The organism is Chthoniobacter sp. (assembly GCF_040003245.1).
GTDB lineage: Bacteria > Verrucomicrobiota > Verrucomicrobiia > Chthoniobacterales > Chthoniobacteraceae > Chthoniobacter.
Genome location: NZ_JBDUCX010000126.1, coordinates 1 through 19126, shown reverse-complemented (window position 1 = coordinate 19126; position 19126 = coordinate 1). Strand labels below are relative to the sequence as shown.

At 63.7% G+C, this 19126-nt stretch carries 14 protein-coding genes and 1 pseudogene; 8 read left to right on the top strand and 7 right to left on the bottom strand.

Translation table 11 applies throughout. The features are described from left to right. Positions 1-668: pseudogene (locus tag ABJF10_RS17570) on the top strand (hypothetical protein); the annotation flags it as partial. A gap of 12 nt (positions 669-680) precedes the next feature. On the opposite strand, the gene ABJF10_RS17565 reads toward ABJF10_RS17570, so the two are convergent. Continuing rightward, entirely contained in the window at positions 681-2012 is a 1332-nt protein-coding gene (locus ABJF10_RS17565) for an aminotransferase class III-fold pyridoxal phosphate-dependent enzyme (RefSeq protein WP_348545896.1), read from the bottom strand. A gap of 138 nt (positions 2013-2150) precedes the next feature. Here ABJF10_RS17565 and ABJF10_RS17560 point away from each other — a divergent pair, with 138 nt between their 5' ends. Beyond that, entirely contained in the window at positions 2151-2804 is a 654-nt protein-coding gene (locus ABJF10_RS17560; protein ID WP_348545895.1) for a hypothetical protein, read from the top strand. Here ABJF10_RS17560 and recF read toward each other — a convergent pair. Then, on the bottom strand, positions 2801-3862 hold the full coding sequence (recF, locus tag ABJF10_RS17555) for a DNA replication and repair protein RecF (RefSeq protein WP_348545894.1): 1062 nt from the start codon (positions 3860-3862) through the stop codon (positions 2801-2803). The two genes, ABJF10_RS17560 and recF, sit on opposite strands and share 4 nt — an antisense overlap. Positions 3863-3925: 63 nt before the next feature. Between recF and hisS the strand changes: the two genes are divergently transcribed. Beyond that, positions 3926-5167, top strand: a complete 1242-nt coding sequence (hisS, locus tag ABJF10_RS17550; protein ID WP_348545893.1) for a histidine--tRNA ligase — start codon at positions 3926-3928, stop codon at positions 5165-5167. A 24-nt stretch (positions 5168-5191) separates the two neighbouring features. Here hisS and ABJF10_RS17545 read toward each other — a convergent pair whose 3' ends face one another. The 5 genes from ABJF10_RS17545 to ABJF10_RS17525 all read right to left on the bottom strand — a co-directional run bounded on the left by ABJF10_RS17545 (position 5192) and on the right by ABJF10_RS17525 (position 12138). Beyond that, entirely contained in the window at positions 5192-5704 is a 513-nt protein-coding gene (locus ABJF10_RS17545) for a hypothetical protein (RefSeq protein ID WP_348545892.1), read from the bottom strand. Positions 5705-5853: 149 nt separating this feature from the next. Next, entirely contained in the window at positions 5854-8256 is a 2403-nt protein-coding gene (locus ABJF10_RS17540) for an O-antigen ligase family protein (protein WP_348545891.1), read from the bottom strand. After that, positions 8253-9608: an MraY family glycosyltransferase gene (locus ABJF10_RS17535; RefSeq protein ID WP_348545890.1), complete on the bottom strand. Its 1356-nt coding sequence runs from the start codon at positions 9606-9608 to the stop codon at positions 8253-8255. Before ABJF10_RS17535 ends, ABJF10_RS17540 begins: the two co-directional genes overlap by 4 nt. Before the next feature lie 141 nt (positions 9609-9749). Then, entirely contained in the window at positions 9750-10838 is a 1089-nt protein-coding gene (locus ABJF10_RS17530; protein WP_348545889.1) for a glycosyltransferase, read from the bottom strand. Positions 10839-11601: 763 nt separating this feature from the next. Further along, the gene (locus tag ABJF10_RS17525; protein WP_348545888.1) at positions 11602-12138 is read right to left on the bottom strand and encodes a WcaF family extracellular polysaccharide biosynthesis acetyltransferase; all 537 of its coding nucleotides are present in this window, start codon (positions 12136-12138) and stop codon (positions 11602-11604) included. Positions 12139-12310: 172 nt separating this feature from the next. On the opposite strand from ABJF10_RS17525, the gene ABJF10_RS17520 reads away from it, so the two are divergent. From ABJF10_RS17520 to ABJF10_RS17500, 5 genes are all read left to right on the top strand, one after another. Then, entirely contained in the window at positions 12311-16129 is a 3819-nt protein-coding gene (locus ABJF10_RS17520) for an FkbM family methyltransferase (RefSeq protein ID WP_348545887.1), read from the top strand. Positions 16130-16131: 2 nt separating this feature from the next. Next, complete coding sequence (locus tag ABJF10_RS17515; RefSeq protein ID WP_348545886.1) at positions 16132-17016, top strand: 3-hydroxyacyl-CoA dehydrogenase NAD-binding domain-containing protein; 885 nt, start codon at positions 16132-16134, stop codon at positions 17014-17016. Further along, positions 17013-17279: a phosphopantetheine-binding protein gene (locus ABJF10_RS17510; RefSeq protein ID WP_348545885.1), complete on the top strand. Its 267-nt coding sequence runs from the start codon at positions 17013-17015 to the stop codon at positions 17277-17279. Before ABJF10_RS17515 ends, ABJF10_RS17510 begins: the two co-directional genes overlap by 4 nt. A gap of 11 nt (positions 17280-17290) precedes the next feature. Then, the gene (locus tag ABJF10_RS17505) at positions 17291-18451 is read left to right on the top strand and encodes an acyl-CoA dehydrogenase family protein (protein WP_348545884.1); all 1161 of its coding nucleotides are present in this window, start codon (positions 17291-17293) and stop codon (positions 18449-18451) included. A gap of 2 nt (positions 18452-18453) precedes the next feature. Next, positions 18454-19126: AMP-binding protein (locus tag ABJF10_RS17500; protein WP_348545883.1), on the top strand; the 673-nt coding region annotated here is incomplete at its 3' end.

Here is a 19126-nt window from a genome sequence, read left to right as displayed (position 1 = left end):
CCGGCGACCTCGTGAAGCGCCTTGATACGCCCAATGCCGGAGCACACAACACGATCGTCGATGCCACCGGCGCACACGCCTATCTCGCCGGCCTGCACTCACCCCTTCTCCGCGTGGTGGACACGAAGACGAGAGAGATCAGCAAGGAAGTCGGCCCGTTTGCCTCGGCCATCCGCCCTTACACCGTGAACGGCAAGGCCACGCTCTGCTTCGTGAATATCAATGGCTTGCTAGGCTTTGAAATCGGCGACCTCACCACCGGCAAGAAACTCTACCGCGTCGAAGTGCAGGGCTTCTCCATGGGGATGGTTAAACGGCATGGCTGCCCGAGTCACGGGATCGGTCTCACTCCCGATGAACACGAGATCTGGGTCACCGATGGGCATAACCAGCGGATGCATTACTTCGACGCCACGACCATGCCGCCCAAGCAACTCGGCAGCATCGCGGTTCGGGATGATCCGGGCTGGATCACCTTCAGCATCGACGGACGCTACGCCTACCCCTCCAGCGGAGAAGTGATCGATGTCGCAACGCACCAAATCCTCACCACTCTCGAAGACGAGGAAGGCCGCCACGTGGGCAGCGAGAAGATGCTGGAGATCGACTTCGCCGGCGCGGAGCCCGTGCGCAATGGCGATCAATTCGGCCTGGGCCGCGTGCAGTAACCGGAACGCGCTCTAGAATCGCGCCAGCACCTCGCGCAAGATCTCTGCGGCTTCGTCGATCTCCGCGCGGGAGACGTTGAGCGGCGGGAGCCAGCGCACGGCGTGAGTGCCGCTCGGCACAGTGAGCAGGCCGGCTTCGTGCAGGGCATCGACCACCAGCAGGCTCGGCGAGCGCTGGGCGGCGGCGGGGACGCGCTTGACGAAATCGGGAACGAGTTCAAAAGCCAGCATGAGGCCGACGCCGCGCACTTCCTTGATCAGCGAAGAACCGATGGCCTGGATCGCCGCGACTGCGTGGGCGCCGAGCGTGCGGGCATTCCCGAGCATCCCCTCATCCTCGATTACGGCGAGCACTTCATTTGCCCCGGAACTGACCAGCGGCGTGCCGCCGAAAGTCGTCCCGTGCGTGCCGGGCCCGAGCAGGTCGCAGAGCGGAATGGTGTCACCCGACTTGAGCGTCACGATTTTGTCGCTGACCCAGATTGCGCCGAGCGGAAAGCCGCCGGCGATGCCCTTGGCCCAACTGATCGCGTCGGGCATGAGGTCCGGTCCGACGAGGGTCTTCCAGCCACACCAGTCGCCGGTGCGTCCGAGGCCGCACTGCACTTCATCGAACATGAGCAGCATGCCGTGGCGGTCGCAAAGGTCGCGCGCCAGTTTCAAGAATTCGGGCGTAGCGGGATTGACGCCGATCTCGCCCTGGATGGGCTCGAGCAGCACGGCGACCGTGCCCGGTTCCTGCACGGCCGCGAGCAGTGCGGGGCCGTCGTTAAAGGGCACATGGGTGAAGCCTTGGACGGGCGGCTCGAAGCTCTTCTTCACCTTCTCCTGCCCGGTCGCGGCGATGCCCGCCAGGGTGCGACCGTGAAAGGAGCCGATCATGGTAATGATCTCGTGGCGGTAGGCATCCGTGGCGATCATCTCGCCCACGCTGTGCTTCGGCGCGGGCGCGGCGCCGTCGTTGCCAAATTTCCGGGCGAGCTTGTAGAGCGCCTCGTTGGCTTCCGCGCCGCTGTTGCAGAAAAAGACTTTGCCGCGTGGGGCCGCCGGCGCGCAGGTGAGGCGCACCAGCCGTTCCGCCAGCAGGGCCTGCGGGCGGGTATAGTAAAGGTTCGAGGTGTGCACCAGCGTGCCGATCTGCCGCTGCATCGCGGAAATGACCCGTGGATGCGCGTGCCCGATGGAGGTGACCGCGATACCCGCGCCGAAGTCGAGGTAGCGCTTCCCGTCTTCGTCCCACACTTCGGTCCCCTGCCCACGCGCCAACCGCAGATCAAAACGGGCGTACGTCGGGATGACGTACCGGTCGTAAAGTTCGCGAGTGGTAGGAGTCGTAGTGGGCATGGAAAAGGGCGGGAGATTACTCTCCGTCGAAAAGTTTGCACCGGAAAAATGCGCGCAGTGCGGTTACGATTGATGGAGTTGCAGCGTGACATCTGCTTCGAGCACTATATTTCCCGAGCGCCCGCCCACTTCCACCCCATGAGAGAGTTCCTCAACCACTATGGTCTCTGGGCCGCCTTTCTCCTCGCCCTGCTGGAGAACGACGTCTCCTTCATTGCCATTGGGGTGGTGGCCCGTCTGGGCGATGGGGATCCCTCCACTCCGGATGAGTTCAATTTGTACACGGCACTGATTGCGGCCATCGGCGGAGCGCTCATCCACGACACCTTCTGGTTTGTGATCGGCCACCAGCACTCCGAGTGGTTCAAGTCGAGCAAGGTCTACCTGCGCATCGGGCCGGCCGTCGAGCGGCTGGCCGCGCGTTTCGGCCCTTGGGAGATCTTTTTCGCCCGCTTCGTCTACGGCACGCGAAATCCCACTTCGGTCTTCTGGGGCATTCATCATTTGCCTTACGCCAAGTTCGCCGGCATCGAACTGCTGGCGCTGACCCTGTGGGGCAGCCTGCTCGTGACGGTCGGTTTCCACTTCACCAGCCTCGCCTTGAAGATCATCGGCCGCGTCGAGCGCCACAATCATACCCATGTGCTGCTCATCACGCTCGTGATCGCCCTGCTCGGCATCTACCTGCTGCGCTGGTTCAACCGCCGCCGCATTTACAGACGTCAGCTCGCCCGCGCCGCCGCGGCGGAGCAATCCGGGGAGACCACTCCCGAGGACGCGGCCAGCCGTTAGCCCAGGCGAATCAGCAACGCTTCCGCATCCGGCGGCAGCCAATCGAGGTGCGTGGTCGTGATGATCTTCTGCGCCGCGGCGGGCAGCGCGGCCAGCAGCGCAGCGCGGCGGACGAGATCGAGTTCACCAAAGATGTCGTCGAGCAGCAGGACTGGCGGCGCGGCAAAACGCTGCTCCAGCAAATGCGCGGCGCCCAGCTTCAGCGCCAGCACCAGCGTCCGCTGCTGGCCTTCGCTGGCGAAGGCGGAGGATTGGGCATTCAGCGCGAAGCGAAGGTCGTCGCGATGCGGACCGACGCTGGTCTGCCGCAGGCGCGCATCTTCCTTTTGGGCGGCCGCCAGTGTCTTCGCGAAATCCTCCCCGGCTCCCGGCACGTACTCGAGTTGCAACTTCTCCCGTGCGCCGCTGATGGCGCGGTGCGTGCGTTCCACCTCGGGCTGCAGCTCCGCGACCAACTGCGCGCGCATCGCGATCACGCGCTGTCCCGAGTTCAGCAGTGGCTCGTCAAACGCGGCAATCTCCCGCCAACGCGGCGACGGTGACTTGAGCAGCAGATTGCGCGACCGCAGCGCGCGCTCGTAATCGCGCAACGCCTGGCGGTAGGTGCCATCGCGCTGGGCGGCGACGAAATCGAGAAACTGCCGGCGCGTGTCGCTGGAGCCGCGCACCAGCTCGATATCGCTATTCGCGAAATAGACCACCCGCCCCTGCTCCAGGTACTCGCGGGCGTTCTTCTGCTCGACTTCATCCAGCGCCAGCTTCTTTCGTTCGCGGCTGAAGTAGAATTGGAGATGCCGTGGCCCAAAGTGGCCGTCCACCACAAACCCGCGCCGCTCGTGCTGGATCGCGTGGGCCAGCCGGGTCACGCGCGGCGATTGCAACCGCAGCAGGATGCAGGCGGCCTCGAGGAGCGACGTCTTGCCGTGGGCATTGGGACCCACGATGAAGTTCAACCCCGGCGCAAAATCCACCTCCCGCGCATCGAAGCAGCGGAAATGGCGGACTTTCAGTCGGGTGAGCACCCCTGCAGCAAAGCCGATGCGGGAGGGGTGACGCAAGTGGCAGGATTGCCGATGCGGAATCTTGCATCCAGACCGCACCCCCGGCATCTTCGCCGACCCATGCAAACCCTGCCCGGCTTCCGCGACTTTTATCCCGACGACTGCGCGCGGCGGAATTACATCCTGACTCAATGGCGCGAAGTCGCCCGCCGCTATGGCTTCGTCGAGTACGACGGCCCAGTCCTCGAGCCAATGGAACTGTACGAAAAGAAATCTGGTGGCGAACTCGTTGGCCAGCTCTTCGATTTCGATGACAAAGGCAAGCGCCACGTAGCCATGCGCCCCGAGATGACTCCCACGCTCGCCCGCATGGTCGCGGCCCGAGAGCGTGATTTCAAAAAACCTCTCAAATGGTTCTGCGTGCCGCAATTCTTCCGCTACGAGAAACAGCAGCGCGGCCGGTTGCGCGAGTTCTACCAGCTCAACTGCGACATCATCGGCGAGCCCTTGCCAGCCGCCGATGCCGAGCTCACCGCCGTGCTCATCGACATGCTGCGCGGGCTCGGGCTCACCGAGAATGATTTCGTCGTCCGCCTCAGCAGCCGCACCGCGTGGCAGCAATTCTTCGCCCAAGCCGGTGGCAAGCCGGAGGACGAATACGAGTTCTTCCAGGTCGTCGACAAGGCCGAGCGCGCCCCGGCGGAGAAGACCGACGAGCTGCTGCGCAAGTTCGGCTTGACTGCCCAGGCGGTGCTCGACTTCATGCACAGCAAGACGCCGACCGCGGAACTGGTGCCAGTGCTCGAAGGGCTGAACGCGCGCGGTCTCGGCGCTTTCGTCGAGATCGACTACGCCATCGTCCGCGGACTCGCCTACTACACCGGCGTCGTCTTCGAGGTCTTCGATCGCAGCAAGAATGAGCGCGCGCTCGCCGGTGGCGGCCGTTACGACAAGCTGCTGAGCCTGATGAGCGACGGCAAAGTGGATCTGCCGGCGCTCGGTTTCGGCATGGGTGACGTTGTGCTGGCGAACCTGATCAACGACACCCCTGCCGCCGCTGCGCAACGCGACGCCTGGCTGAAGGACGAGCGCGCCTGCGATGTCTACGTCATCATCGCGCAGGAAGAACGCCGGTCCGACGCCCTCGCGCTCGTGCAACAGTTACGCGACGCCGGCCAGCGCGTCGATTTCCCGCTCACCGCTGCCAAAGTCGGCAAGCAGTTCCAGACCGCCGAACTGCTCGGCGCCACGCGCGCCGTGCTCGTCGGCGAAGAATGGCCGCAGGTCAAAGTGAAGACCCTCGCCACCCGCGCGGAAGTCCTCGTCCCGTCCGCCGAACTCGTCTCGACATTGGGCCGATAGCCTCCGTCCCCACGCCACCGCGGGCTATTGCGCCATCGCGCGGACGGCCAGATCCGTGTCCTCCACCGGCACCAACGCGCCACCGCCTTGGTATTCCAGGCCGATTTTGCCATCCTTGATCATCTTCAAGTTCGCCTCCGCACCGACCGGGGCGGTGAGCGAGCCGACGACCTTGCCGCCGACCACGGCGGGAAAACCCGTCGCCTTCTTCAGCATCACTTTCTTCGGCCAGTGGGACGGGTCGCGCGCCAGCTTTTGCAGGTCGAACACCGGGACCGGAGTGGGAACGGCCGGCTTCACATTCGCCGCGGTGCCCCTCTCATTGATCGTGACCGAGAGGGGGTCATCGTCTTTGGGCGGCTTGGTTTCGATGATCACGGTGTCGTGGACGAAGCTGCCAAAAAGCTGATGCCCCAGGGACGTATGGGCGTCGATGAAGCGGCGGGCCGACGGGATCTTGATGTAATAGGCCGCGGCGAGGATCACCAGCGATACTGGCAGGGCAAATACCCAGAACGTGCTCGATTTATGACTCATGAATTTCCTTGGGTTTGGTCGCTCGTTCCGGGGGGAGACACGGCAAACTCAACGCTTCGTTTTAGAATTCCGCCAACAATCGATGATTCTTCACAGTTCCTAAAAAAGACGTCTTACAACCGAAAACCTTAGACACGGCAAGCGGAATGTCAGCGCGGACGCAACAGCACGTCCACGGCTTCACCGGTCCGCCCGGCGCGGGCGAGAATCCACGCTGCTTTCTCCACGAACCACGGCGGTGGATTTTCGCCGTGGGCCACGGCGATGATGATCTCGTCGCTGTCCGCCTGGTCGCCATCCCGTTGCCTCAGGAGGGCGAGTTGCTGGGCGTTGACCACATTCTCCGGGTGGGTGCGCCAGGTGGTTTCAAGAACGGCCCGCGGCACGGTGGACGGCACCGCCGGGAAGGAAGGCTCGACGACCTTGATGGAAAGAAGGTGCCAGGCGCGATCATCTTCACCCCAGTGGTGCCACAAGGCCGCCCATTGCCGATTATCGCGCACGCCCTCGGCTACGTGGTGTTTGGCCCAATCGTCGAAGTCCTCCTTGTTTCCCCAGCGCGGCGCGAGCTGGTAAAAGCTCCGCAACTCCGCCGCGGACAGATCGGGCGCATTAGAGCGCAGCTTCCACCAGCGCCCGTAGTAATAGGCGCCGAGCTGCTCGGGCACGATTTGCGCATAGGCGAGAAGCAGTTGCGGATGCGCTTCCACGTAGTGGCCCCAGGAGGACTGCGCGGCCGGAAAACGTCCGGTCTCCGTCACGGCGGTCCGCAAGATTTCATCCCGATGGATGTCGCCCCGCTCGACGGCCAGTTGCCAGTAGGCCAGGGCTTGCACGGGCGCCACGCGCTGGCAGGCCCGCGCCTGGGCCATCGGCGTCTCCCACACCCCGGGCTGCAGGCGGGTGGCGATGCCGAAATGCCGCTGCCAGGCCGCCGGGTTGTCGCGGCCAAAGAGTTTCAGGTCGCGCAGGCCCACGCTCTGGTGGAGGTCCGCATTGAGCGGGAAATAGCGCAGCGCCGTTTCCAGTTCCGCAAGCTGCACCAACCCGGGCGCCAGCGCGTCGAGTTCGATGAGACGGTTCAAGCACAGGGGCGACCAGGCCGGCACAAACCAGTGCAGCGGCAGCCACCAGAATCCCGCGATCGCCAGCGGCACGAGAGCGGCCTGGCGAGGCTCGGGCACGCGGCGGCTTTCGATGCGCATCGGGCAGGCCAGGGCCAGCGCAGCCAGGGCAAAACCGGCGGTGCCCCAGCGATGCGCCGGCACGTCGAAAATTGCGTGGACGAGGATCACCGCGAAGGCGGCAAATCCCCCAGCGTGCAGGAAAAAGCTGCGCTGCCGTCCGAAAATCTCCCGGCCATGCCGGCCCAGGAACAGCGCCAGGGCCGCCGCGGCGAGGAGCACCGGGATGAGGCCCAGCTCCGCGAGCCATTGCAGCCAGTTGCTTTCCGGGTGGAGGACGATCTGATTCTCCAACTGGATTTTTTGGTAGAGTGGGAAGACCCCGGCGAAGGAATCGAGTCCGTGACCGAGCAGCGGCGCGTCGCGCCACATCGCGATGGCGTCGTGCCACACCGCGATACGGGTGAGATTCGAGACCGCACCGCCCTCGTGCGAGTGAAAGCGGGCAAAAACCTGGCTGCCGAAAGTGAGCATGAGCGCGCCGAAAAAGAGCGCCGTCCCGAGGGCGGCGCCCAGTGCCCGGCGATTGCGCATCTTGGCCAGGCAGAGCAGCAGATAAATGCCGACCCCCGCGCCGAAAGCGATCAAGCCGCCGCGCGATTGCGTGGTGAGCAAGGCGACGACGATGAGCCCGACCAGGACGAGACCGCTGCAGAATATGGTCCAGTTCTTGCGCGCCGCAGCCCACGCCACACAGCCGCAGCCGAGCACGCCCGCCATGGCAAAATAATCCGCCGTATGATTGCGGTTGGGGAACGGCCCGAACCCACCCCAGCCGGGTGTCCAGCGCGCCAGGACGGTGCCCTCGTAAATGGCATCGGACCCCGGATGCTTCGTGGCGAAGGAGACGACGGCGACGATGGCCGCGGCGACGAAGAGCGCCCAGGCCAGAAAGGCGCGATGCTGCCGGTTCACCGCCAATCGACGCACCCATAAAAACCACACCACACCCACCGCGCCCGCCAGCAGGGCGTCCAGCGCCCGGGACGGCTCCGGATGATGCGTAAATGGCAGCTGCAGCGCATACTGGCGCGTGAGCGTGGTACGCCAGAACGTGTCCCCGAACCAACTCGCAGGCGCGAACTCCTTGAAGAGCAGCAGCCCGATAAAGGCGAGCGCGAGACGGTTGCCCCATCGACTCAGCGGCACGATCGCCGGTGGTTGCACGAGGATGCCGATGCCCAGCAGCACCAGCAGGCCGATCTGCGGCAGTCGATCCACCATGCCAAAAAGCAACGGGCCGACGATGACGATGATGGCAAAGATCCCCAGCGCCACCATCTCCCGGGTCAGGCGCAGCGGCTTCTTCGTGGGCGCCGGCTGCTCGGGTTGCTCCGGTTGCGCCCGCCTCGAACCTCGCCGGCTCATACGCGCCACTTCTGGGTCGCCTTGGCGTAGACGGGCCGGAAGCACTCCGCGATGCGCTGCCATTCGACTTCCGTGCCTTTGTGCTGGGGGGCGTGCAGCGTCCAGGGCTTGCTGCCGTTGTATTTCACTTCGATCGCATATTCGGCGTCCGATTCGCCCTGCTCGACGAAGCCCACCCGTCGCATGGTGTGCTCGAAGATGGCCCAGAACTCCTGCGCCGTTTTGCAGCGCTCGGCCTCGAGGTCCAGCACCTGCGCCTGCAAGAGGGCGTATTGCACCACGCTCCGGCGGCCGAGCACGCGGCTGAGCTTGCGCTGCACGTCATCCCAGGACTTGAGGAAGTGGAAGTAGCGCAGCGCGAGGAGCGCGAGCAGGAAGAGAACGCCGATGCCAATCGGCAGCGTCCCGCCCTGGCTCCAGATGATGCTCAACCCAAACAAGCTCAGGACGAGGCAAATGCCGTAGAGCCCAAACAGGATGCGCGTTTTCGAGAAGCCGAATTTCTCCAGTCGATGGTGGAAGTGTTCGTCATCCGCGTGGAAGAGCGGATAGCCGCGCAGCCCGCGCCGCAGCATGGCAAACATGGTATCGAGGATTGGGACGCCGAGAGCGATGAGCGTGACGAAGAGGACCTTGGCCACGGAGCCCTTGTTGGAACTGGTCAGCGAAAGCGCCGCAATGGTAAAGCCGATGAGATAAGCGCCGCCATCGCCGAGATAGATTTTGGCCGGCGGAAAATTGAAGACGAGAAACCCGAGCAGCGCCCCGGCCAGGGTGAAGGCATACCAAGCCACGGCAAGCTGGGCGTTGTGGATGCCCACAATGCCGAGGGTCACCGACATGCAAAGTCCCAGTCCCCCGGCGAGCCCATCGAAGCCGTCGATCAGGTTCACGATATTCGGCACGGCGATAAGCCAGAATACTGTCACCGGCAGACTCCAGGCACCCAGATCGATACTACCGGTGGCGCCCGGATAGGAAAACTTGTCGATGCTCAGGCCCAAATAATAAACGAGCCCGGCCGTAAAGATCTGCCCGAAAAGCTTTTTCTTCGCGCCCAAGGGGCTCAAATCATCCCACAGTCCGAGTCCGTACATCAGGAGGCTGCCGACAAGGACGGGAAACCAATTGGTCGCACTGCTGGGCCGTAGCGCAAAAATGACGAGCAACCCCGTGGAGACCGCCAGCATCAACGGCATGCCGCCGAGACGCGGAATGGGCACCGCCTGCTTCTTGCGCGATTCATGGGCGTAATCCAGGCCGATGCCACGGTGCGCGAGACGAATGACCCACGGCGTGCAAAACACCGAAATCACGAACCCGAGGACAAAAAACAGCAGGGTATAAATCACACCCTTCGACCTCCTTTCCGCGCAGGGCGGAAGTCGCTGGGTGCGCTACACTGCCATCTTGACCGTGGTTCCTCGTAAATCATGTGAGCACGCGTTTAAGCACCAAAAGTGCCACTGGATGGGATGAGCAGCAAGCGTAGGTCATCGGCATCGTTCAATCAGGCGCGACCATCCGGCGAGCGCGGCGGCGCGCTGCGCCACGGGATCGAGCGCGGGCGGGCAGGTCGCCGGAAGGCGGCTTTGCAGGGCGAGCAGCCAATCGGCCACCTGTTCGGACTGCCCCGGCGCGAAGATGCCGGCATTGGACAGGGCACGCAATTGGCGGGCAATGGCTCCGTCGGTGGGACCCACCCAGAGGATGGGCCGCGGCAGGCTGAGGAGAAGTCCCAGCTTGCTCGGCCAGAGCAGCCCTTGGGCAGCGGGCAATTGGGTGACGGCGAGCGCCTGGCCGCGCCGCAAGGCATTCGGCAATTCGGCTTCCTCGATATAGCCCTTCCATTCGCATTGCCGCAAACCCAGCTCCGCGGCGCGCGCTTCGGCGGCCGGGCGCGATGGTCCCCCGCCCTGAAACAGCAGCCAGATGTCCGCGCCGCGCTTTTCCAGGATCGCCTGGGCGGCGAGCAGGGTCTCCCACTCGTGGGCCCGACCCAAATTTCCAGAATAGATCCACGTCCATGGTGTCGTGGGCTCGCCAGTCGCGCGGCTCGCTTGGGCGATCACGGGTGCGAACACCCAGACACCGATGACCTCGGGCTGCACCCTGTAACGACGGATGCGGTCGGCCATGTCTTCATCCAGCGCGACGACCACGGCGGCGCGCCGGTAGGCCCAACCCATCGCCTTGCCAATGAACTTGGCCAGCATCCCGTCGCGGATTTCGCCCAGGGACACAGCGATCTCGGGATACAGGTCCATGATCCAATGGACCGATTTCGCCCGGTGCCAGAAGGCCACCAGAGTGGCGACCAGAAGCAGGCAGGGCGGCGAAGTGGCGGACACGACGACATCCGCTCGTGGCCGGCGCAGGCCATCGAGCAGCATGCGCCCGAGAGCCTTGGCCTCGCGGATCATGCGGCCCCCTTTTCGCTGTCCCGCACGGTAATCCTGACGCGCCGCCACGAAATCGACCGTGTGGCCGGCTGCCTGGAGGTGATCGGCCAAATCCCGGAGCAAGACCCCCGTCGGCGCCGGGTCGGGCGGAAAGTATTGGTTCAGGAAAAGAATGCGCACAGGCGGGAGGGTGAAAAAATGGCAGCCTTGACCAGCCTTGACTGGCCTTGACTGGGCTTGATTGGCCTAAAGGGGAGAACCCGTGCGTGCCGTCGCGGAGAATGGGTGCGATTCGGTGCGATTCGGTGCGATTTACTCTGAAGAAGGTCGGTGAGATCCCGCGCGCCGCTGGCCTTGAGCGCCGGAGGCGTCACGGAGATTGGCCGTCGTGAAGAATGGGTGCGATTCGTTGCGATTCGTTGCGCTTTACTCTGGAGATGGTCGGTGAGATTTCGCGCGCCGCTGGCCTTGGGCGCCGGAGGCGTCACGGAGATTAGCCGGTCGGCGTGAGCCACCGGAATAGCGACCCAAACGGGTTCGCCCCGGCGGGGCGGTGGAGTTCCGATGCCCCTCCGGGGCAGATCCGTGTGGGGGATCGTTTCCGGCGGCTGACGCCAGCGGCTAATCTCTGGCCGGCCCTTCGGGCCGGTTTGACGGCGAAGGTCGGATTGGCGCGGCAAGCCGGCAGCTAAGAAAAAAATTCCAGGCACGATTAGGCAGGATTGAGCACGATCGGGCTGGATTACTCTGGTCCCGCCCCCTTCTAGAGGGGGGAATGGCTTGAAAATGAGGTCTATGTCACTGGGCATCATGGATCGAACGAAACTGTCTGGCCTCTTTCCGCCACCCAACCGTTCAACCCGCTCCACACCCTTTCCCAACTGTGGCCGCAAGTGTATCACACCTCTTTCCAAATTGCAAGGAAAAAATGCTCCCATTTGCGCTACTCGAACTGCTTCGCCACCACCGCCGGGTTGCCCCGGACGAGCGTCTTCGGCGGCACGTTTTCCGAGACCACGCTGCCCGCCGCGACCATGCTCCCCTCGCCGATCTCCACGCCCGGCGCGATGAAAGCTTGCGCCGCTACCCAGGAACCGGCGCGCACCGTGATCGGCTGGGTGATGAGGTCGAAATGAGCCGCCCGAAAGTCGTGTGATCCGGTGCACAGGAAGGCGCGCTGGGAGATGCAGACGTTGGACTCGATGGTCACCGGGGCGAGGCTCAGGATGATCACTTCCTCCCCCAGCCAGACATCGTCTCCGGCCTGAAATCGCCACGGAAAGGTGATATTCACTTGGGACCGAATGACCACGCGCTCCCCGATCCGGGCGCCGAAGGCCCGGAGCAGGGCGACGCGGATTTCCGACGGCCACGGCACTGGGTTGAGAAAAAACAGCCACTTCACCGCCAGCCAGCCGGCTTCGAACCACCACGGCTGGCCGCGCTGGAAGCTCCCGGTAGTATAATTGCGAAGTTCCATGATTTACTTGGAGCCCTCTGTAGCCGATGGCATATCAGGTGCTATCTCAAACTTAAAAACCGGCAGCACGACAGCTTTTAATCGGGCCCTGCCTTCATCCATTCCCTGCTGCGTTTACGACGGCGAGAGCATCTCTTGATTTTATTGCATTCCATCTCTGTGCGACCTGCCTATGCATAACCCTCCCTTATCCAGCGCGGGCCCGGCCTGCTGGTGGAGCGAGTTGCGTGTCGGGCCCGGGTCGCCACCGTACATCGCGGATCACGGTTTTCAGGACATGGTGGTGCTGCCGGGCTCGTACTTCGTCGCGCTGGTCTGCCGGATGCACCAGGAACTCTTTCAAAAGAGGGCGGTGAGCCTGCGCCACATCGAATTCGAAAAGCCGGTCATCCTGGCAGAGGACGAGATCGTCATCACGATCCGCGCCGAGCAACGGGCCGATGGCGCTGTGGCCTACGAGTTATTTGAAGCCCTGCGGTCTGAGGTCGAATCGGCTTCCGTCCCCCCACCCTGCGCCCGCTTGCTCGTCGAGGACGGGGTGCTGGCCGATTCGCCAGCGGCTCCGTTTCAAGCCGACGCGGTGCTCGCCGATGCTGTCCCGCTCGGAACCGCCGAGGACTTCTACGCCCGCTTGCGCCGCAACGGCAATCAGTACGGACCTCAATTTCAAACGCTTGCCGCGACCTGTCAATCCGGCGATGAAATCGTGGGCCAGCTCGCCGATGCCAGTCGGGAGGACGGTCAGCCCGCTCCCACACTACTCGACGCGGGCGTGCAGCTCTTGGGCGCGCTCGCCATCGGGCGCAACCGCACGTTTCTTCTTCAAGCCATCGAGCAACTGGTGATTGTCAGAGAAAGCGACAGCGCCCCCCGCTGGCTGCGCGCGCGCCGGACGAGTCCCGAAGGGAACGGCGGCACAGCATTGGTGGGCGATGTCGATTTCTTTGACGCCGCAGGCGCCCTCCTCTGGAAACTCCGCGGAGTGAGCCTGGCCTTCCTCGAACCCGCCTCAACGGGAGAGCCCGCGGCACCACCCGAGACGCCGCTGTGCCTCACCGCCACCTTCACTGCGGAGCCGCTCGAAGAATCGCTGCGTTTCTGGGGCGGTTATTTCGGCCGGAATCTGCGGGTGGAATTTGCGCCTTACAATCAGGTTTTCCAGCAATTGCTCGACCCGGCCAGCGCCCTGCGCCGCAATCGCGACGGCCTCAATAGCGTCGTGCTCGACCTAAAAGATTGGCTGCCCGAAAAGCCCCACGCGCTGGCGCCGCTCACGGCCGAGCGGGCCGCGGACGTTTTCGAAAACAAAGCGCGCTGCATCCTCCCCCACGGGCTGGAGATCGCGCATCTCAACCAGTACGAGACGGATTACGTCTACGACGAAATCTTCAAGGACGAGTGCTACCTCCGTCACGACATCCAGATCCGGGACGGCGATACCGTCGTGGATATCGGCGCCAATATCGGGCTGTTCACGCTCTTCGTTCTCGATCGCTGCCGGAATCCCCGCATCTATTCTTACGAGCCCTCGCCCCAGGTGTTCGATCTCCTGCGGGCCAATTGCGCGGCCTACGGCGAGCCTGCTCACGTCCATCCCTTCAACTACGGCGTCGCCGATAAGGCGGGCCGGGAGCATTTTACCTTTTACGAGCATTCGTCGGTCTTCTCGAGCTTTCATCCCGACGAGGGCGAGGACCGCGCGGCCATCCAGGCGGTGGTGCGCAACGTCCTGCAAAACGAGCTCACCGGCGCGGACAGCGTGCCCGAGGAAGATGTCGAAGACCTCACGACGCACCGTCTGGCCGCCCAGACCATCGAATGCCAGATCACCTCAGTCTCCGACATCATCCGCGAGAACGGCCTGACCCGGATCCATTTGCTGAAGGTCGACGCGGAAAAGTGCGAGCAGGCCATCCTGAGCGGGATCGACGAGGAGCACTGGCCGCTCATCGACCAGATCGTGATGGAAGTGCATGATCGCAGCCGGGCGAGCCTCGACGCCTTCGAGGAGATGTTGCGCCAGCGCGGCTTCCGCTGCGCGGTGGTGGAGGAAAAGCTCCTGACCGATTCCGGCCTCTTCAATATTTACGCCACGCGCCAGGCACCGGCGCCGAAGACGTTCTCCAGCGCCGATGCCGAGCTTTCCCGGAAAACGGAGGAGTTCTGCGCCGCGCTCGACGCCTTTGCCGCCGCCTCTGCCGCGCCGCTGGTCCTGGCCATCGCACCGCGCGCCGCCAGTGCGGGCCGGAGCCAGCTCGAAGCCGCTGAAGAGCGGGTGCTCGCCCATGCCGCGCGTTATCCGCAGATGCGGTGCCTCAGCTCATCGACCATTCTCAAGCAGTATCCGGTGCGGGTGTGGCACGATCGGCACAGCGATCAGCTCGGACATGTGCCCTTCACCATGGAAGGCTACGCCGCGCTCGGCACGGCCATTTCGCGCGCCCTCTTCCAACTCGACGCGCCACCGGTCAAAGTGATCGCGCTCGATTGCGACAACACGCTGTGGAAAGGCGTCTGCGGCGAGGATGGACCGCAAGGTGTGGACGTCTCCGCGCCGTTCCGCCGCTTGCAGGAATTCATGATCGCCCAGGCGCAGGCGGGCGTGCTCATCGCGTTGTGCAGCAAGAACAACGAAGCCGAGGCGCTGGCGGTCTTCGATCAGCACCCACAGATGCTGCTCCGCCGCGAACACCTCGCAGGCTGGCGGATCAACTGGGAAGACAAGCCGGACAATCTGCGCGCGCTCGCCACCCACTTCAATGTGGGCCTGGACAGTTTCGTCTTCCTCGACGACAACCCCCTGGAGTGCGCCACGGTGCGCGCGGCCTGCCCGGAAGTGACCGTCTTGCAACTGCCCGCGGAGAACGAACGCCTCCCGGCATTCCTGGAAAACCTCTGGATCTTCGACCGCTCGTCGACGACCCGCGAGGATCGCGAGCGCGGCGCATGGTATCGCGCCAATGCCGGGCGCGAAGAATTGCGCACCGCGACGCCCACGTTGCAGGATTTCCTCGAGGGGCTGCAACTGCGCATCGACGTGACGGAGGTGACCGACGGCGAAATCGAACGCGTCAGCCAACTGCTCGCGCGGACGAACCAATTCAACTTCACCGCAATCGAGCATTCCGAGGGCGAACTGCATGCGCTGCTGAAATCCGGCACGCGGTGCCTGGTGACCCGCGTGAACGATCGCTTCGGCGATTATGGCCTCGTCGGCGCCATCCTTTATACCGCGGGGGCCGATCATTACGTCGTGGAGAATCTGTTGCTGAGTTGCCGCGCGCTGGGCAAGGGCGTGGAGCATCGCATGGTCGCCGAACTCGCCGCCCGTGCTTCAGCCGAGGGAAAAGCTTCCATCCATTTCGCCTGCCGGAAGAGCGGGCGGAATGAACCCGCGCTCGCCTTTTTCGAGCGGCTGCGCCGGTTGGCGGAGTCGAGCTCCGAATTTCATCTCGCCGCGCCGGTGTCGAGCCTGGTGGATTTGACTTACACGCCCGACGAGCACGAGACCGGCGTCGCGCCGGGAGCACGCCCGGAGAAACGCGCCTCGAGTCGACGGAATTGGTCCGCGGCGCTGCAACGACTCGGCGAGGAACTGGTCAGCGTCGAGTCCATCGTCGCCGCCATGGAAGCCGCGCGGCAACCTGCCGGCGCAGTGGCAGCAGAGCCGCTGGCCACCGGCAGCACCATGGAACAGTCGCTCGCCGCGATCTGGAAAAAGGGCCTGGGCCGCACGCAACTGGGCTACGATGAAAACTTCTTCGACGCCGGCGGCACTTCGCTCAAGGCGGTGATGGTCGTGGCCATGATCCGCAAGCAATTGAAAAAGACCGTGTCCATCGTTTCCCTTTTCGAGTCCCCCACGATCCGGCTGCTGGCCGCCCGCCTGGAAGATTCAGGCGAAGGAAAAAGCGCGTCGTCCACCGCAGCGGAGTTGCGTGGCAGCCAGCGGCGCTCCAAACTGGCCCGGCGAGGAGGACGTTCCGTATGAGCATGAAATTTTCCACCGTCGGTGTAGTCGGTGCCGGCACTATCGGCATCGGGATCATTACTGATCTCATTCTGCACGGCATCGATGTCGTGGCCGTGGATGTTTCCGACGCTGCCTTGCAAAAGGCCGAGGCCGAGGTCCTCAAGAACATCCGCTTCGCCCCGCTCTTCGCCAAGCATCTGCCCCGCGTTTCGCGCGACGACGCCCGGCGGCGCATGACCCTGACCCGCAACTTGAAGGACCTGGCCGGTTGCCAGATGGTCATCGAAAACGTGCCGGAGAAATGGGAGTTCAAGCGTCCGATTTACGAGCAACTCGATGCCTTCATGCCGGCGGAAGCTTTCTTCGGGGTCAACACCTCCTGCCTCCCCATCACGCGCGTCGCCGGGGTCACCCAGCGTCCCGCGCAAATCATCGGCCTGCACCTCATGAACCCGGTGCACCTCATGCCGACGGTCGAGGTCATTCGCGGCTTCCACACCTCCGACGAGACGGTCGCACGCTTGCAGCAACTCTTCGATCAATTGCAGAAAAAGGCGATCATCGTCGCGGATCTGCCGGGCTTTGTGTCCAATCGGATCTCGCATCTCTTCATGAACGAAGCGGCCTTCGTGTTGCAGGACCAAGTGTCCACGGCGGAAGACATCGACCGCATTTTCAAGCAATGCTTCGGCCACAAGATGGGGCCGCTGGAGACGGCCGACTTGATCGGCCTGGACACCGTGGCCTTCTCGCTCGACGTGCTTTTCGACAGCTATCACGACCCGAAATACCGCGTCTGCCCGTTGCTCCGCAAGCTGGTGGACGCCGGTCACCTCGGCCGCAAAACCGGACGCGGCTTTTATCAATATCCGGACACCGCCACCGACTTCAAATCCCACGCATGAACACCCAAGACGAAAGCGCCATCCGCGCAAAAATCCGCGAATTCATCCTCTCTTCCATCCAGCTTCCCGACCTGGCGGATGACGACAACCTCTTCGAGAGCGGCATCGTCAATTCGCTGTTCGCGGTCGAGCTGATGACGTTCCTGGAAAAGGCCTTCGGCATCGAAGTGACCCAGGATGACCTGGAGATCACCAACTTTCAGTCGATTGCGAGTGCCGCCGCGTTTGTCCTCCGCAAAGCGCCGCAAACCTCGGCGATCTAATCCGCCGGCCCATGCGCAGCTTTCTCACCGCCGACCAGCAAGCCCGCCAGCGCGATTTTCGGGAGTTCGTGGCGCTGTATGTCGAGCCGGCGGCGGCGGAGTGGGACCGCGCGCAAAGCATCCCCGCAGCCACGGTGACGCGCATGGCCGAGGCCGGTTACCTGGGCAACATGCTGCCCGTGAAGTACGACGGGCGGGGCTGGGATACGGTCACCTTTGGGCTGTTGAATGAAGCCTTTGGCCGGGGCTGTCCCGCGCTCACGGATTTGCTAACCGTCCAGGCGATGGTTTCCATGACGCTGCTCAAGTGGGGCACGGACGAACAGAAGTCGCGCTGGCTTCCGCCGCTGGCGCGCGGCGAAATGATCGGCGCCTTTGCGCTCACGGAACCGAGCGGTGGCAGTCATTTGAAATCGTTGCAAACGCAATTCACCGAATGCGGCGACGGGAGTTATCGCCTGAATGGGCAGAAGACGTGGATTTCCTACGCGCAGACGGCGGGGGTGTTTTTGGTGGTCGGCTATGTCGATTCGCGTCCCCTCGCCTGCCTGTTGCCGCGCGAGACACCGGGTTTGCAAGTCGAGCCGATCACCGGTCTGCTCGGTTTCCGCGCCGCGGGTTTGGGACGGGTCACTTTCACGGACGTGGCGGTGCCCGCCGCGAGTCTCGTGGGCAAACCGGGCACGGCGCTGAGCTACATCGCGCCGATCGGATTGCAGTACGGGCGCATCAGCACCGCCTGTTCGGCGCTGGGTTTGGTGCGGGGATGCTTCGAGGAAGCGACCAGCCGCGCCGCGACCCGCAAGATCGGCCCGGACACGGTCGGCAGCTTTGGGATGATTCATTCCATGATCGCGCACATGGGCACGGAGCTCGAAGCCGCGGGGCTGCTGTGCCTGGCGGCCTGCCGCGCGACCGACGAGCGCGAGCCCGATGCCTTCGCGAAGGCGCTCATGGCCAAATATTTCGCTTCCCGGGCCGCGGTCGCCGCCGCCAACGATGCGGTGCAGATCTGGGGCGGAGCGGGCTGTCATGAAGACGCGCCGGTTTCGCGCTACTATCGCGACGCGAAGATTTACGAGATCATCGAAGGCACTTCGCAGATCCATGAGGAACTGCTGAGCCGCAATTTTATCGAAGCCGGCGCGAAGCGTGCCGCCCAAATTCGCTAGCCGTGCCGACGACTCCTTCCATCACCGCCACGGAAACCGACCAGGACCGGATCGACGGGTTCAATCGGACGGAACATCCGTTTCCGGATCACCTGACACTTCAACAACTTTTCGAGGCGCAGGTCAGCCAGACTCCCGATGCGATCGCGGTGATCTGCGATCATGACAAAGCGTTCGGCACGTCGACGATGACCTTTGCCGAATTGAATACCCGGACGAACCGGCTGGCGCATGCGTTGCGGGCTTCCGGCGTCGGGCCGGGAAGCATCGTGGGCCTGATCGTCGAGCGGTCTTTCTCGATGATCCTCGGTCTCCTCGCGGTGCTGAAAGCCGGCGGGGCTTATCTGCCCATCGCGCCGGAAAATCCGCCGGATCGCGTCCGCTATCTGCTCGACGATGCCGGGGTTCGCGTGCTGCTCGTCCAAAACGCGACGTCCCGCAGCGCGCCCTTTGACGGAGAGACGATCTTTCTCGAAAACCCGGAGTCGTACCGTGGCTCGGAGGAAAATCCCGCTATCGTCAATCAGCCGACCGATCTCGCCTACGTGATCTACACCTCCGGTTCCACCGGCCGGCCCAAGGGCGTGATGGTCGAGCATCGCTCGGTCGTAAATCGCCTGCATTGGATGCAAGTCGCCTATCCGATTGCCCCGGGGGATGTGATCCTGCAAAAGA

Excerpts from the sequence above, each read along its gene's own strand:
- ABJF10_RS17565 (WP_348545896.1), bottom strand. The coding sequence starts at position 2,012 with ATGCCCACTACGACTCCTACCACTCGCGAACTTTACGACCGGTACGTC.
- ABJF10_RS17560 (WP_348545895.1), top strand. The coding sequence starts at position 2,151 with ATGAGAGAGTTCCTCAACCACTATGGTCTCTGGGCCGCCTTTCTCCTC.
- hisS (WP_348545893.1), top strand. The coding sequence starts at position 3,926 with ATGCAAACCCTGCCCGGCTTCCGCGACTTTTATCCCGACGACTGCGCG.
- ABJF10_RS17545 (WP_348545892.1), bottom strand. The coding sequence starts at position 5,704 with ATGAGTCATAAATCGAGCACGTTCTGGGTATTTGCCCTGCCAGTATCG.
- ABJF10_RS17540 (WP_348545891.1), bottom strand. The coding sequence starts at position 8,256 with ATGAGCCGGCGAGGTTCGAGGCGGGCGCAACCGGAGCAACCCGAGCAG.
- ABJF10_RS17525 (WP_348545888.1), bottom strand. The coding sequence starts at position 12,138 with ATGGAACTTCGCAATTATACTACCGGGAGCTTCCAGCGCGGCCAGCCG.
- ABJF10_RS17520 (WP_348545887.1), top strand. The coding sequence starts at position 12,311 with ATGCATAACCCTCCCTTATCCAGCGCGGGCCCGGCCTGCTGGTGGAGC.
- ABJF10_RS17515 (WP_348545886.1), top strand. The coding sequence starts at position 16,132 with ATGAAATTTTCCACCGTCGGTGTAGTCGGTGCCGGCACTATCGGCATC.
- ABJF10_RS17510 (WP_348545885.1), top strand. The coding sequence starts at position 17,013 with ATGAACACCCAAGACGAAAGCGCCATCCGCGCAAAAATCCGCGAATTC.
- ABJF10_RS17505 (WP_348545884.1), top strand. The coding sequence starts at position 17,291 with ATGCGCAGCTTTCTCACCGCCGACCAGCAAGCCCGCCAGCGCGATTTT.